This is a genomic window from Octadecabacter sp. SW4, assembly GCF_008065155.1.
Taxonomy (GTDB): Bacteria; Pseudomonadota; Alphaproteobacteria; order Rhodobacterales; family Rhodobacteraceae; genus SW4.
The window spans coordinates 1,126,803-1,142,143 of record NZ_CP042819.1; the positions used below are offsets into that span (position 1 = coordinate 1,126,803).

At 61.1% G+C, this 15,341-nt stretch carries 14 protein-coding genes; 11 read left to right on the forward strand and 3 right to left on the reverse strand.

Going from position 1 to position 15,341, the window contains the following annotated elements; translation table 11 throughout:
* Positions 1-133: 133 nt before the first annotated feature.
* From FTO60_RS05640 to FTO60_RS05690, 11 genes are all read left to right on the forward strand, one after another.
* Complete coding sequence (locus FTO60_RS05640) at positions 134-3,616, forward strand: Ig-like domain-containing protein (protein WP_148055046.1); 3,483 nt, start codon at positions 134-136, stop codon at positions 3,614-3,616.
* Between the two features lie 106 nt (positions 3,617-3,722).
* On the forward strand, positions 3,723-5,039 hold the full coding sequence (locus FTO60_RS05645; RefSeq protein ID WP_148055047.1) for a TolC family protein: 1,317 nt from the start codon (positions 3,723-3,725) through the stop codon (positions 5,037-5,039).
* A complete protein-coding gene (locus tag FTO60_RS05650) occupies positions 5,036-7,294 on the forward strand; it encodes an ATP-binding cassette domain-containing protein (protein ID WP_148055048.1) in 2,259 nt (752 codons plus the stop codon). Before FTO60_RS05645 ends, FTO60_RS05650 begins: the two co-directional genes overlap by 4 nt.
* Positions 7,294-8,463, forward strand: a complete 1,170-nt coding sequence (locus tag FTO60_RS05655; protein WP_148055049.1) for an HlyD family efflux transporter periplasmic adaptor subunit — start codon at positions 7,294-7,296, stop codon at positions 8,461-8,463. Before FTO60_RS05650 ends, FTO60_RS05655 begins: the two co-directional genes overlap by 1 nt.
* Before the next feature lie 197 nt (positions 8,464-8,660).
* Entirely contained in the window at positions 8,661-8,939 is a 279-nt protein-coding gene (locus tag FTO60_RS05660; protein ID WP_148055050.1) for a glycine zipper 2TM domain-containing protein, read from the forward strand.
* Between the two features lie 187 nt (positions 8,940-9,126).
* Positions 9,127-9,756, forward strand: coding sequence for an ATP-dependent Clp protease proteolytic subunit (locus FTO60_RS05665; protein WP_148055051.1), 630 nt, complete (start codon positions 9,127-9,129; stop codon positions 9,754-9,756).
* A gap of 118 nt (positions 9,757-9,874) precedes the next feature.
* Positions 9,875-11,140: an ATP-dependent Clp protease ATP-binding subunit ClpX gene (clpX, locus tag FTO60_RS05670; RefSeq protein WP_148055052.1), complete on the forward strand. Its 1,266-nt coding sequence runs from the start codon at positions 9,875-9,877 to the stop codon at positions 11,138-11,140.
* A complete protein-coding gene (locus FTO60_RS05675) occupies positions 11,140-11,529 on the forward strand; it encodes a RidA family protein (protein ID WP_148055053.1) in 390 nt (129 codons plus the stop codon). The genes clpX and FTO60_RS05675 overlap by 1 nt, the downstream gene beginning before the upstream one ends.
* 39 nt (positions 11,530-11,568) lie before the next feature.
* Positions 11,569-11,952 (forward strand): NADH:ubiquinone oxidoreductase subunit NDUFA12, encoded by a 384-nt coding sequence (locus FTO60_RS05680; protein ID WP_148055054.1) that lies wholly within the window; start codon positions 11,569-11,571, stop codon positions 11,950-11,952.
* Positions 11,953-11,961: 9 nt separating this feature from the next.
* The gene (gene mlaD, locus FTO60_RS05685; RefSeq protein WP_148055055.1) at positions 11,962-12,408 is read left to right on the forward strand and encodes an outer membrane lipid asymmetry maintenance protein MlaD; all 447 of its coding nucleotides are present in this window, start codon (positions 11,962-11,964) and stop codon (positions 12,406-12,408) included.
* A complete protein-coding gene (locus FTO60_RS05690; RefSeq protein WP_148055056.1) occupies positions 12,405-12,761 on the forward strand; it encodes a DUF2155 domain-containing protein in 357 nt (118 codons plus the stop codon). Before mlaD ends, FTO60_RS05690 begins: the two co-directional genes overlap by 4 nt.
* Here the strand turns inward: FTO60_RS05690 and aat are convergent.
* From aat to accB, 3 genes are read right to left on the reverse strand one after another with little or no spacing between them, the layout of a single operon-like run.
* Complete coding sequence (gene aat, locus FTO60_RS05695; RefSeq protein WP_148055057.1) at positions 12,725-13,357, reverse strand: leucyl/phenylalanyl-tRNA--protein transferase; 633 nt, start codon at positions 13,355-13,357, stop codon at positions 12,725-12,727. The genes FTO60_RS05690 and aat overlap by 37 nt on opposite strands.
* A gap of 18 nt (positions 13,358-13,375) precedes the next feature.
* Positions 13,376-14,725 (reverse strand): acetyl-CoA carboxylase biotin carboxylase subunit, encoded by a 1,350-nt coding sequence (accC, locus tag FTO60_RS05700; protein WP_148055058.1) that lies wholly within the window; start codon positions 14,723-14,725, stop codon positions 13,376-13,378.
* A gap of 9 nt (positions 14,726-14,734) precedes the next feature.
* Positions 14,735-15,223, reverse strand: a complete 489-nt coding sequence (gene accB, locus FTO60_RS05705) for an acetyl-CoA carboxylase biotin carboxyl carrier protein (protein WP_148055059.1) — start codon at positions 15,221-15,223, stop codon at positions 14,735-14,737.
* Positions 15,224-15,341: the final 118 nt, after the last annotated feature.

The following is a 15,341-nucleotide window of genomic DNA, read 5'->3' on the forward strand; positions in this document are numbered from 1 at the left end:
AATATGGCCTTGGCGCATATTTGTTGTGTTTGGGTGCGATTTTCCCCCTAGAAAACGCGAATCACCTCGGTTAACGTCTTGGTAATGAAAAAAGCGTGGCGGAAAGTCACGCGGATGAGGCGGAGCGAGTAATATGTCAACGATTGATTTCGTTGTCCGTGATTCAGCGGGCAATATCGAACGCGGTTCTGTCGGCGAAGGCGGCACGTCTTCGACGGTGGTTGTAGGGGCGGGGCAAGATGTTTCCTTGAACCTGAGTCGGGGTCAAATCCTGTCCTACAGCCGTGAAGGGCAGGCATTGAATGTGGTCCTGATCGACGGCTCGGTCATCACCATCGAGGGGTTCTTTTCCCCCGAAGGCATGATTGAAAACCGGTTGTTCGTGTCTTCCAGTAGCCGCTTGGCCGAGGTTGATCTGGTGTCTGATGGCACCGGTATTTACCAGGCGCAGTATGTTGATGCGGCAGAGTATGGCAAATGGAGCCCCGACGACGATCTGTATTTCGTGCGCGGCCCCGAAGTGCAATTGGCAGATGCCTATGATGCAGCCGTATACGAAGTCGGCGATGACGAAGTCGGCATGCTGGCGACCCCGCTTCTGGGCGGGATCGGTGGGATTGGGTCGGCGCTTGGTCTTGGTGGTGCGGTCGTCGGTGGTGGCGTCATTCTGGGTGGCGGCGGTGGCGGGTCAAACCCTGCGCCCACAGTCACCCTGACGAGCGGCACCGAGGGTGCTGGCGATTTCGTCAACGAAGCGGATCACGCCGACGGCGTTGAAATCGGCGGCGAAGGCGATGTCGGCGCGACTGTCGCAGTCACGATTGCTGGCGTCACACAAACCACCACGGTTGCCGATGATGGCACCTGGGAGGTGATCTTTTCCCCACAGGAAATCCTCCCCGGGGAATATGAAACCGACGTTTCGGTCGTGATCACCAACGAAAACGGTAGCGGCACGGCCACGGATGTTCTGATCGTGGACACCATTGCCGGTCTTGGCTTTGACACATCCACTGTCGAAGGCGACGGTATCATCAATGCGGCCGAGGCGGTCGATGGGTTCACCCTCACCGGCACGACCGAGGCGGGTTCAAGCGTTGTCGTCACAATCGACGGCGTCGATTACGACGCGGTTGTCACGGGCACCTCGTGGACACTGGTTGTTGGCGCGGGTGTGGTTGCAGGCGGCGAATATGATCTGGCGGTCACCGCGAGTTCGACCGACCCCTATGGCAACACCACCAGCATCACGCAAACCATCGAAATTGATACCGAAACCAGCGTTGCCTTTTCGGGCGATGCGGTCGAAGGCGACAATACCGTCAACGCGTCCGAGGCAAGCAATGGCGTTACCCTGAACGGCACGGCGCAGGCCGGATCGAACGTCATGGTCACGCTTGGCGCGGTCACACTTCCGGCGGCGGTCGACGCGGCTGGCAATTGGAGCGTGGACATGCCCGCGGGCGCATTGGCGGCCGGTGAATACACCGCCACAGCCACAGCCGTCGCAACGGATGCCAATGGCAACGCGGCCACGACGACCATGTCGTTCGAGGTTGATACCGAAACAAGCGTTACCTTTGGTGGACCGGACGCAGGGGCGGACGGCGTGATCAATGCGGTCGAACATGCCGATGGCGTGACCTTGAGCGGCACCGCCGAGCCGGGCGCGACCGTGGTTGTCAACTTTGGCACCGGGACGCAAACGGTTGTCGCGGGCGCCGGTGGCGCCTGGGCGGCAGATTTCGCTGCAAGCTACGTGCCAACGGGCGAAGCCGACGTGGCCGTTTCGGTCAGCGCGACCGATCTGGCGGGCAACACGGCGACCACGACCGGCAGCGTCACGATGGATACATTCGTCAATACCCTTGATGTCACCGGCGATCAGATCGGTGGTGCCGATGGTGTGGTCAACTTTGACGAAGTCGGGCAGGCGATCACTGTTTCGGGGGCGGTTGAGCCCGGCTCGACCGTGACTGTCAAACTTGGCAATGTGAACATGAACGCCAGCGTTGACGGGACGGGCAACTGGACGGTCACTTATCCTGCGGGCACCCTGCCTGCGGGTGATTATACGACCACAATGATCGTCACGGCCATCGACGCGGCGGGCAACACATCCAGCCTGAGCGAAAGCGTGCGTGTGGATACCGTCGCCGGCGATCTGGCGCTCAGTGCGACACCGATCGAGGGCGATGATGTCATCAACTTTGTCGAAGAAAGCGACGGCGTGGTCATTTCCGGCACCGCCACGGCGGGCCTGATGGTCACCGTGACGCTGGACGGGGTGGAACATTTCGCCCTTGCTGGCCCCACCGGCCAATGGTCCACGACCTACTATAGCGACGAGATTAACAATGGCACGTATAACGCTGATATCACAGCGCAAATCACCGATGCGGCAGGCAATACCAAGCTAGTCACCGATGTGGTCAAAGTGGATACGCAGGTCGATAATCTGGCCTTTGCCGGTGGCGACATTTCCGCCGACGGGATCATCAGCGCTGCCGATGCGGCGGGCAGTGTTGTCCTGACGGGCACAGTTGAACCGGGGTCGTCCGTGGTTGTCACGATGGGCGGCGCGTCGCGCACCGTCACGGCAGGCAGCAACGGCCAGTGGAGCGCGACCTTTACCGATGCGATGATTGCCAACGGGGAATACAGCGATGTGGCCGTCACGGCCACGGCGACCGATCCGGCGGGCAACGTCGAAACGATCAGCACCACCGTCGATATCGACACGATCGTCAGCACGCTGACGGTCGATGGCCCTGTGGAGGGCAACGATGTTGTCAGCGCCGCCGAGGCCAGCGATGGCATCACCCTCAACGGGATGGTCGAGGCGGGATCGACCGTCATGGTTACCTTTGAAGGCAGGACGCGCGCCGCGACAGTTGCCGCTGACGGAAACTGGACCGTGAACTTTGCCGCTGGCGAAATCCCCGCCGGTGAATATGAAACCACCGTGTCGATCCTTGCGACCGATCACGTGGGCAACACCAGCACGATCACCGACACCTTTGTAGTCGACACCCTGGCACCCGAAGCCCCCGTGATCGACAAGCTGACGATCACGCCGGATGGGGTGGAAAACGTCTTTGTCGCGGATGGTGACAATGCGATTTCAGTTGCCACCATCGATGCCAACGGCAACGCGACCCAAACACACGCCGCGGGCGAGGGTTTTGATCTGGGCAGCGAGCTGTTGTTCAGCTTTGACACCGCCCTGTCAGATGGGACCAATATGATCGTCACCGAAACTGACGCCAACGGCAACGCGGGCGCGACGCTGGTTGTCACCGAGGTGGACAATCAGGGCGGTGGCAGTGCTGCGGTGAGTTTGGGTGGTGATCTGGGCAATTATGACATCAGCATGATTGATCTATCCTTTGACGAGGCCAGCGTGCTCAATATCACGGCGGCCCAGCTTGAGGCGATGTCCGATAACACCAACGACCTTTATGTCCGCGGCGGCAGCGACGATCAGGTTAACGCGATCGGTGCGAACAACACCTTCACGTCGACCACCGTCGAAGGCACCACCTATGACATCTACACGATGGGTGACGAGGACGGCATGCTTTATATCGAGCAGGGCATCAACGTTACTTACTAGTGACTAAAACGATCGGGGGCGGCGTGCTGGACCGCCCCCCGAACGACCCAAGAACAAGAATAAAAGAGTATCGGGGTAAAGCGTGGGACAGGTGCGAAAGGGCGGGATGACAACGGTGGCTTTGCTGGCCCTGCTGACACTGCCGGCCTGTCTGAATGGCGGCACCGGTGTCACGCGCGGGGCTTTCGGGTTTCTTGGTGGCGCTGACGAAGCGGCCCAGAACACAAGCCAACCTAACGCCGCGCTGGACGCGCAAATGCAGGACGGCAGCCAGTCGCAGATCATCGAAAGCCTGCTCAACCGTCGCTCGGTCTTGCAAGATGGTGCGTTCCGGTCAGTTGCCGATGCGGTGCTGGCTGCCAATTCCCGCGCCGCCGAGGCTGAATTGCGCGCCGCGACCCTGCGCGCCGAGGCCCGTTCGCGCAATTGGCTGCCGACCCTTGGGCCGCAGGTGTCGCTGACATCGCTTGGGGCGGTCGTCACATCGCTGGTCGTCGATCAGGTGCTGTTTGACAATGGCGGCAAACGGGCCGAGCGCGATTTCGCCGCCGCCGATGTCGAAGTGGCCGCTGTGGCGCTGGCCGAAGACACCAATGACCGCGTGCTGGCCGCGCTTGATCTTTACCTGACGGCGCAGGCCGCCACGGCGCGCGCGGGCGTCAACAGCGCCGCAATGGCCCGCATGGAACGCTTTGAATATGTGATGGGCGAACGTGTGCGTGGTGGCATCAATGATCGCGCCGATTTGCAGATTGTGCAGCAAAAACTGAACCAGATGCGCGCCGATCTGGCCTCGGACCAAGAGGCGGCACAATCGGCCATGTCCGAACTTTCGGCCATGTCGGCGCAGCCCCTTGCGGGTGTCACCGGACTGTCTGGCATTGCCGCGCCGCAACCCGCCGCCGATCCGCTGGCGGTCATGAAGGCCGAGGCCGAAAGCATCCGTGCCCTGGCGGGCGCGCGCGCCGCCCGCGCCGGTTTCCTGCCCGGCGTCACCTTGTCGGGCACCGCCGGATCTGAGGGCAGCGGCGCCGGTCTGAATGTGGGCGCGCCCAACGGCATCGGCTTTGGCATGGGTGCGAACCTGCGCGCCATCGCAGCCGAAGAACAAGCCAGCGCCGCGCGCGTCGGTCAGGCCCGTGAAGACAGCAACCGCGCCCTGCGCGCGCTGGAAGGCCAGCTTGCATCGCTGCAACGCCAACAGGCGCAGGCACAGTCCCTTGCCGCCCAGGCGGCCGCGAATTTCGACCTGTTTGAACAACAAATGCGCGCGGGCCGACGTCCGGTCACCGATGTGGTCGGCGTCTTTGAAAACAAGATCAGAACCGAACGCGAGGCCGTGATCGTGCAATACGATATTGCCCGTATTCAGCTGAAGATCGCAGCCCTGCGCGGCGCGCTGGTCGACGGGGAACAGATATGAGCGGACCTGTCCTTGCCTTTGATATCAACGCCACCAAGGGCGGGCGTATCAAACGTGTGAGCAATGACACCCCAAAGGACACTGCCACAGAGGTGGCCAATGGTGTGACGTCAGCATCGGTGGCCGCCGCCCCCAGGGCCGACGACCGCTTTAGCGAAAAGTCCAAGACCCGCGCCGATCTTGCGGCAACCTATGCCGGGTTGCTGGGCACCGATGTGATCCGCGCCGACCTTCTGGAAGACATGGCCGTCGGTGCCGATGACAAGATCACCCCCCAAGCCATCGCCAAGGCACTAAGCGGGGCAGGGCTTGTGACCAGCGTCGCCACGATCAGCCACCCGACGCCCGATCAATGGCCCGCTTTGGCGGAAATGACATCGGGGCAGGTGCTGCTGGTGCTGTCGCAGTCTGACGATGGCCTCGTGATCTTTGACACCACCTGCAAGGACAACCGCGCCGAAGTCCCGATCACCGATTTCCAGCCGTTCTTTAGCGGCATTGTGATTCGTGCCGATGTGGCTCTCGCCGACCTTGCCAAACGTCACGCCAAAAAGGGCAAGCAGGCCCATTGGTTCTGGGGCGAGATTACCCAGTTCCGCCGCCATATCGCCGAAGTCGCGCTCGGGTCGTTCGTGGCCAACCTGCTGGCCGTGGCCGTGGCCCTGTTTTCGCTGCAGGTCTATGACCGCGTGATCCCGCACCAGTCCACCGCGACCCTTTGGGTGCTGGCGATCGGCGCTGGCCTTGCGATGCTGCTCGAGGCGTTTTTGCGCATTGCCCGTGCCCGCCTGATGGATGGCGCAGGGCGGCGGATCGAGCTGCAGGTGCAGAATCTGTTGATGGATCGGCTGCTGGGGATGCGGCGTGGCCAGCCCGGGCAAACGCCGTCGGGTCTGTTCTCGGCGGTGCGCGAATTTGGCTCGGTGCGCGAGTTTTTCACCGCCTCCACCATCGGCACCCTGACCGATCTGCCATTTATCGTGCTGTTTCTGGCCCTTGTGGCAAGCATTGGCGGCAATGTCGTCTGGGTGCTGTTCGTGGGCGGTGTCTTGATGGTTTTGCCCAGTTTTTTTCTGCAAAAGAAGATGATCGCACTGACCCAGCAAACCCAAGGGGCCAGTGCGAAATCCAACAAGCTACTGCACGAGGTCATCTACGAGGCCGACACCATCAAGGCGCAGCGCGGCGAGGACCGTTTCAAGCGCATCTGGGGCGAGGTGACGGCGCTGTCGTCGCTGGCCACATCTGAACAGCGCAAGCTGGCCAGCACCCTGACCTTCTGGTCGCAAGGCGTGCAGCAGGCGACCTATGTCGCCGCTGTCGTCGCTGGCACCTATATGGTGTTCACGGGCGCATTTACCGTTGGCACGATCATCGCCGTGGGCATTCTTACCAGTCGGACCTTGGGGCCGCTGACGCAACTGGCCGCCACCTTGGCGCGCTGGTCCAATGTGCAGGCCGCACTCGAGGCTTTGGATACCATCGCCCACGCGCCGCAGGATCAATCGCAGGACCGCACCTATCTGCGCCGCGAAAAACTACGCGGCGCATTCGAGCTGCGCGAGATCGGCTTTTCCTATGGCGACGACAACGGCCAGACCCTTGATATTCCCGCCGTGGCCATCAAGCCGGGCCAGCATGTGGCGATCCTGGGCAGCAACGGATCGGGCAAATCGACCTTGCTGAAGATCCTGTCGGGCATCTACCAGCCGACCAGCGGGCGTGTGCTGATTGATGGCGTGGACATGGGGCAGGTGATGCCGCGCGATCTGCGCCGTGGTATCGGCTATCTGTCCCAAGAGGTGCGCCTGTTCAGCGGAACCCTGCGCGAAAACCTGAACCTGACCTTGCTGGAACGCGACGATGAACGCATGTTCGCCGCGCTTGATTTTGCGGGGCTGGGCCAGTTCGTGCGCAACCACCCCAAGGGGCTGGACCTTGAAATTGCCGATGGCGGCGAGGGGTTGTCGATCGGGCAGCGCCAATCCATTGGTTGGGCGCGGCTTTGGCTGCAAGACCCCGCCGTTTGCCTGCTGGATGAACCGACCGCCGCGCTGGACCAGACGCTGGAAAAGACGCTGGTCAGCCGCCTTGAAACATGGCTGCTGGGGCGCACCGCGATCATTGCAACCCACCGCGTGCCGATCCTGCAACTGACCGAACGCACGCTGATCCTGCAAAACGGCCGCCTGAGTGTGGATGGCCCGCGCGAACAGGTGCTTGCCCATCTTCAGACCAGGAAAAAGGCGGGCTGATGGCCACAGTCGATGCAGAATTTGCTGGCAAGATGCGCGGCCCCAGCCTGATTATCTGGTTGGTCGGGGCGACCGTCATGCTGTTCCTGATCTGGGCCAAATTCGCGTGGATTGATGAAATCGTGCGCGCACCCGGATCGGTCGTATCTTCGTCGCGCCCGCAGATCGTCCAGAACCTGGAAGGCGGGATTCTGGCGGAAATGCTGGTCAGCGCAGGCGATATTGTTGACACTGGCGATGTGTTGGCACGGCTGCATGCGACCCGTTTCGTGACGGCCGTGGATGACCTGCAAGACCAGATCAACGCCCGCGACATCCGCCGCATACGCCTTGAGGCGGAAATGGCAGGTATGTTTGATTTCGAAGTTCCAGACGACCTTGCCGCGCGCAGCCCCGGTATCCTTGCCAGCGAACGCGCGCTGCTGAATGCCCGTCAGTCCGATTACGTGAGCCGCACCGAAGGGGCGCAGGCCGTGATGCGCGAGACGCGCCGCGAACTGGACGTGCTCGAAGATCTACTGGCGCGCGAAATTGTTGCCGTGATCGAAGTGACCGGCGCGCGCAAGGCGCATTCGGATGCCCTGAACCGCTATAACGAAATGGTCACGACAGCGGAACTGGAACGGGCCTCGGCGTTTTCCGAGACCTTGCAGGAACTGGCGAAACTGCGACAGGATTTGCGGATTGCCCAAGACCAGCTTGCCCGCACCGTCATCACCGCACCCATGCGCGGGGTCGTGAACAGCCTTGGCGTGACGACGATCGGCGGCGTGATCCGCCCCGGCGAGGAGATTTTCCAGATCATCCCGCTGGACGAGGAACTGTTCATCGAGGCGCGCGTAAAACCCTCGGACATCGCCAACGTAATCCCGGGCCAAGAGGCGACGATAAAGCTAAGCGCTTATGATTACACGATCTATGGCAGTCTTCCCGGTGAGGTGCAGTTTATTTCCGCCGATACCTTCGAGGATGAAAACAACCCCAACCTGCCGCCCCATTATCGCGTGACCCTGCGGGTGAATCTATCGCAACTGTCGGCCCGCCAGCAGCGCATCGAGATCCGCCCCGGCATGCAGGCGGACGTTGAATTGCGCACCGGCGAAAAGACCGTGCTGCAATACCTGACCAAGCCGCTTTATCGCTCGCGCGAGGCGCTGCGCGAACCGTAGGGGCGCCGCATCAACGCGCCAACGATGCAAGGCGCGCGCGGTGCCTTGCCTGCGCCGAACTCCGATTGACCAATGTCAATGCCCGCGCATGTCGGCGCGCTAGCATGACGGGCGTTGCGTGTGCTGCGCTTGACGCTTGCACGGTTGGCTGCCCCATAGCGCAACCAGAAAATAGCGCAAAGCAAAGGAGAAACGACATGAAAACTGCAATCACACTGACGCTCGCCAGTGCGGGCTTTCTGTCCCTGCAAGCCTGCGAGAACCTGACGCCAGAACAGCGCACGGTGGTCGGGGTCGCTGGGGGCGCCGCGGTTGGGCTGATCACCGCTGATGCGTTTGACGCGAACGACAACTGGCGCCTGATCGCGGCACTGACAGGTGCTGCGGCCGGGACCATCGTGGCACAAAACAGCGCCACGCAGGAATGCGCCTATGCGCGCGGTGACGGCACTTATATCGTCGCCCCCTGTCCCTGATACCGGTTGCGCACCCTGATGGGTGGTGCGCACCACATTGAACTGCCCAATGTTTGGCCAACGCGCGTGTCTTGTCGCGGCGCGGGGTGATTGGCCTGCGCGCCCTTGAAGCCCCCGACCGGGACCACTAAGACTCTGGTAACCATTCTGGCGTAACGACAAGACACCCCAAATTGAGGCAGCCCATATGCAAGACCCCGTCGAAACCTACATGAACCTTGTGCCAATGGTCGTCGAACAGACCAGCCGTGGCGAACGCGCCTATGACATCTTTTCGCGCTTGCTGAAGGAACGGATCGTTTTCGTGAACGGCCCGATCCATGACGGCATGTCGCAGCTTGTCGTGGCGCAGCTGCTGCACCTCGAGGCGGAGAACCCGAAAAAAGAGATCAGCATGTATATCAACAGCCCCGGCGGCGCTGTGCATTCGGGGATGAGCATCTATGACACGATGCAATACATCCGCCCCAAGGTCAGCACGCTGATCTGTGGTATGGCCGCCTCGATGGGGTCGGTGATTGCCGTGGGTGGTGAAAAAGGCATGCGCTTTTCGCTGCCCAACTCTGAAATCATGGTGCACCAGCCCTCGGGCGGGGCGCAGGGCATGGCCTCGGATATTCTGATCCGTGCCAACCACATCGAACGCACCCGTGAACAGATGTATAAGCTATATATCAAGCACACGGGCCAAACCATGAAGGCGGTGCAAAAGGCGCTGGATCGTGACAGCTGGATGACCCCGCAAGAAGCCAAGGATTGGGGCCATATCGACGAGATCGTCGAGAACCGCACAAAGATTGACGATAGCGAGAGCTAGGCCTTCGCGCCGCTTTTGGCGTTGTGGACCAAGGCGGGCTGTTTTACTGTCACAGGCAAGCGGCCCGTTTTACCAGCGAGCGGGACACACTAAAGGCCAAGCGCCAAGGGGTTAAACAATGGCGAATACGTCAGGCACGGACAGCAAAAACACGCTTTACTGTAGCTTTTGTGGCAAGAGTCAGCACGAGGTCCGCAAACTGATCGCGGGCCCGACCGTATTCATCTGTGACGAATGCGTTGAGCTTTGCATGGATATCATCCGCGAAGAAACCAAATCATCCAGCCTCAAGGCGACCGATGGCGTGCCGACACCGCTTGAGATCTGCAATGTGCTGGATGATTACGTGATCGGGCAGGCCCATGCGAAACGTGTTCTCGCCGTGGCGGTGCATAACCACTACAAACGCCTGAACCACGCCGGAAAATCCGACATTGAACTGGCGAAATCCAACATCATGCTGATCGGCCCCACCGGCTGCGGCAAGACGCTGCTGGCGCAAACGCTGGCGCGGATTCTGGACGTGCCCTTCACGATGGCCGACGCCACCACGCTGACCGAAGCCGGCTATGTGGGCGAAGACGTTGAAAACATCATCCTGAAACTGTTGCAGGCCTCGGAATACAACGTTGAACGCGCGCAACGCGGCATCGTCTATATCGACGAGGTCGACAAGATCACCCGCAAGTCTGACAACCCCTCAATCACCCGTGATGTCTCGGGCGAGGGTGTGCAGCAGGCCTTGCTGAAAATCATGGAAGGCACGGTTGCCTCAGTGCCACCGCAGGGTGGGCGCAAGCACCCCCAGCAGGAATTCCTGCAAGTGGACACGACCAATATCCTGTTCGTCTGCGGCGGCGCCTTTGCGGGGCTTGACAAGATCATTTCCGCACGCGGCAAGGGCAGCGCGATGGGTTTTGGCGCGGATGTGCGCGATGTCGATGATCGCGGCGTGGGCGAGGTGTTCACCGATCTCGAGCCCGAAGACCTGTTGAAATTCGGGCTGATCCCCGAATTTGTCGGCCGCCTTCCGGTGATCGCGACCCTGACCGATCTGGACGAAGATGCGCTTGTCACCATCCTGACCCAGCCGAAAAACGCACTTGTGAAGCAATACCAGCGCCTGTTCGAACTGGAAGACACCAAGCTGACGTTCACCGATGACGCGCTGGTCGCCATTGCCAAACGCGCGATTGAACGCAAGACCGGCGCGCGCGGATTGCGGTCAATTATGGAAGACATCCTGCTGGATACCATGTTCGACCTGCCCGGCATGGACAGCGTCACCGAAGTGGTCGTCAACGAAGAGGCCGTCGGCCCCGATGCCGCGCCGCTGATGATCCACGACGAAGGCAAGACCAAGGAAGCGGCGACCGCTGGCTAATGGCGATGAGGCGCATTCATTCGGGCGGCGAATACGAAGACAAAATCGGCTATTGCCGCGCCGTGGTGGCCGGGGATTGGGTGCATGTGGCCGGCACCTGCGGCACGGGCGACACCGTGGTTGATCAATGCCGCGATGCCTTGCGGATCATCGCAAAAGCCTTGGGGCAGGCGGACGCCAGCTTTGCCGATGTGGTCCGCGTTACCTATATGCTGCCCGACCGCGACACATTTGAACCCTGCTGGCCCATCTTGCGCGCCACCTTTGGCGACAATCCGCCAGCGGCCACAATGATCGAATGCAACCTGATCACCCCGCAGGATCTGATCGAAATCGAAGTAACGGCATACCGGCCACAGCCCCGCGACACCGCTGGACCTTCCGTGTAGAATCCGGCATTACAGAGCCAACCTTATCGGAGCATGAGCATGGGCGTTCTCAACTTTATCAAGCGCATCTTTACGTGGTGGGACGGGCAGACGCTTGGCACCCAGCTCTGGACGTGGCGCAAGGGCGTCAAGGTGGGCGAAGATGAGGCGGGCAATATCTATTACAAAACCCGTGACGATTCCCGCCGGTGGGTCATTTTCAACGGTGAAATCGAAGGTAGCCGCATCAATCCCGATTGGCATGGCTGGCTGCACAAGACATGGGACGAACCGCCCACCGACAAACCCTTGCCGCACAAGGCATGGGAAAAGCCGCATATCGCAAATATGACCGGCACCGATGCGGCCTATGCGCCTGCGGGGTCGCTGCGCCGCGCCGCCCCAAAAGACCGGGCCGATTACGAGGCCTGGCGGCCCGAGTAGGCGAGCGAGATGCGCGAAAATGCAACAGAAGTGATCGTGGGTGGTGCCGTTCTGGCGCTGGCCTTGGGATTCCTGGCCTACGCCGCGCAGGCCACCGGTTTTTCGCGCAGCACCGCTGGCTATGACCTGCGGGCGAATTTTCGTTCGGCCGAAGGGGTCAGCCTTGGCACCGATGTGCGCCTTGCGGGCGTGAAAATCGGCACGGTGACGGGAATGACCCTCAACACCGACACCTACCGCGCCGAAACCGTGTTTACCTTGCAAAACGACGTGCTCGTGCCTGATGACTCGGCGGCCGTTGTGGCCTCGGAAGGGCTGCTGGGCGGCACCTTCGTTGAAATCGTGCCCGGTGGGTCGTTTGACTACTTTGCCGAGGGCGCGGTGATCGAAGACACCCAAGGGGCCGTCAGCCTGATCTCGCTGTTGATGAAATTCGTGTCGGGGAATCAGGAATGATCCGCCTCCTTGCGCTGGTTTTTGCGCTGTTTGCGCTGCCTGCCGCGGCCCAGCAAGCGACCAACGCCGATGGCGGCGAAATCCGCGTGCTTGACAAAACCACGGGCGTTGTCAGTGATCTGGCCTTTATGGCGGGCGAAACCAAGCGCCATGGCCTGCTTGAGATCACGATGGAAGAATGCCGCTTTCCGTCGGGCAACCCGTCAGGTGATGCCTTTGTTTTGCTGACGGTTTTCTATCGCGATCTGCCTGATCCGGCCTTTCGCGGCTGGATGATCGCCTCGGCTCCGGCGCTAAACGCGATGGACCATCCGCGCTACGACGTCTGGGCGTTGCGCTGCAATACCCCCTGAGGGTCAGGCACCTTTGGGCCCGTGAAATCCGCATGTCGTTTGATCGCTTGCGCCAGTTCGCGGTGATATTGCGCGCGCGGAATGTCCTGCGCCCCAAGGCTGATCAGATGCGGCGTGGTGAATTGCGTATCAAACAGCGTGAACCCGCCCTGCACCAGCCGATCCACCAGATAGGCCAGCGCGATTTTTGACCCGTTCGCGCGGCGCGAAAACATGCTTTCGCCAAAGAAGGCCCCGCCGATTGTCAGTCCGAACACGCCGCCAATCAGCGCGCCGTCAAGATCATGCACCTCGAGGGAATGCGCATGGCCAAGCGCGTGCAATTCATCATAAAGCCCCAGTAATTCGCGGTTGATCCATGTGGTTGGCCGGTCGGCGCAGGCGGCCACGACACCTGCGAAATCGGTGTCGACGCTGACCGTATAATCACCGCGTCGGACCGCGCGGGCCAGCGAGCGCGAGATATGGAACCGGTCCAGCACGAACACCCCGCGTTGGCGCGGATCGACCCAGAACACCTCGGTTTCGTCCTGATGTTCGGCCATCGGGAATATCCCGTTGGCATAGGCATTAAGCAGCAGCGCAGGGGTCAGCATATCCCGAACGCCATGTCGCTAGGCTTGCAGGTTTTCGTCAAGCCAGTGTTCAAGCCAGTGAATGTTGTAGTCGCCTGACAGCACCGCCGGTTCCTGCAACAGCGCGTGAAACAGCGGCACGGTGGTGTCCACCCCATCGACGATCAATTCGCCCAGGGCGCGCGCCAGACGGGCCAGGGCCTCGGGGCGGTCGCGGCCATGCACGATCAACTTGCCGATCAGGCTGTCGTAATAGGGCGGGATGGAATAGCCATCATATAGCGCGCTATCCATCCGCACACCCAGGCCGCCGGGCGCGTGAAACTGGGTGATTTTCCCGGGACATGGCGAAAAATTCGGCAATTTTTCAGCGTTGATCCGCACCTCGATGGCGTGCCCGTTGATGGTCAGGTCGTCTTGCCCGAACGACATCGGCAGCCCTTCGGCGACGCGGATCTGTTCACGCACAAGATCGACACCGAAAATGGCTTCGGTCACGGGGTGTTCGACCTGCAGGCGCGTGTTCATCTCGATGAAGTAAAACTCGCCGTTTTCGTAAAGAAATTCGATCGTGCCCGCACCGATATAGTTGATCTTGGCGACCGCATCGGCGCAAACCTTGCCGATGCGCGCGCGTTCCTCGGCTGTGATCGAGGGGCCGGGGGCCTCCTCGAATACCTTTTGGTGGCGCCGTTGCAGGGAACAATCGCGCTCCCCCAGGTGCACGGCGCGGCCCTTGCCATCGCCGAAAACCTGAATTTCGATGTGGCGCGGCGTGGTGAGGTATTTTTCAATGTAGACTTCATCATTGCCAAAATTCGACTTGCCCTCGGCGCGGGCCGTCTGAAAGGCGGATTTCATGTCTTTGGCGGTTTGCGCCACTTTCATGCCCTTGCCGCCGCCGCCCGCTGTCGCCTTGATGATCACCGGATAACCGATGTCCTTGCCGATCTTCTCGGCCTCCTCGAGCGAGGCAACGCCCCCATCCGATCCGGGCACGCAGGGCACGCCAAGCGCCTTCATCGTGTCCTTGGCCGTGATCTTGTCGCCCATCGTGCGGATGTGATCGGCGGTTGGGCCGATGAATGTCAGGTCATGATCCTGCACGATCTGCACGAAATTCGCGTTTTCCGACAAAAAGCCGTAACCGGGATGGATCGCCTGCGCCCCGGTGATCTCGCAGGCGGAAATAATCGCCGGGATCGACAGATAGGACTGCGTGGACGAAGGCGGGCCGATGCAGACCGATTCATCGGCCATACGCACATGCATTGCGTCGCTGTCGGCGGTGGAATGCACCGCGACCGACTGGATGCCCATTTCGCGGCAGGCGCGGATGACGCGCAGCGCGATTTCACCACGGTTTGCGATCAGGATTTTGTCGAACATCACGCCCGCCTATTCGATGATCATCAAGGGGGCGCCGAATTCGACGGGTGCGCCGTCTTCGACCATGATCCGTTTCACGGTGCCCGATTTTGGTGCCGGGATGTGGTTCATGGTTTTCATGGCTTCGATGATCATCAGCGTGTCGCCCTCGCTGACGGACTGGCCGACCGAGACAAAGGGCGCGGCCCCCGGTTCGCCCGCCATATAGCAGGTGCCAACCATTGGCGATGTGACAGCGCCGGGGTGGCTGGCCGGATCTTCGCCTGCGGCGGGGGCGGCAGGGGCAGCTGCGGCAGGGGCCGCGGCGGCTGGTGCCGCGGCGGCGGCGACCTGTGTGACGACCTGTTGCGGTTGCTGGCGGCTGACCCGCACATTCAGGCTGTCGTTTTCACCGTAGTCGCGTTTGACCTGCAATTCGGTAAGGTCATTGGCGCGCAGCAGTTCTGCAAGCGCTTCGATAAAGCTGACATCTGCGTCATGCGTCGTCTTTTTGGTCATGAAATTCCCCGGCCTGTTGCCCGTTTGGTCCTTTGGCGCAGGCCAGATGGCGCACGCGTGTGGGCGGGTTATACGCCAAGCGCGGGCATGTGGAAAGCACCCGCGACGGGGAAAATGA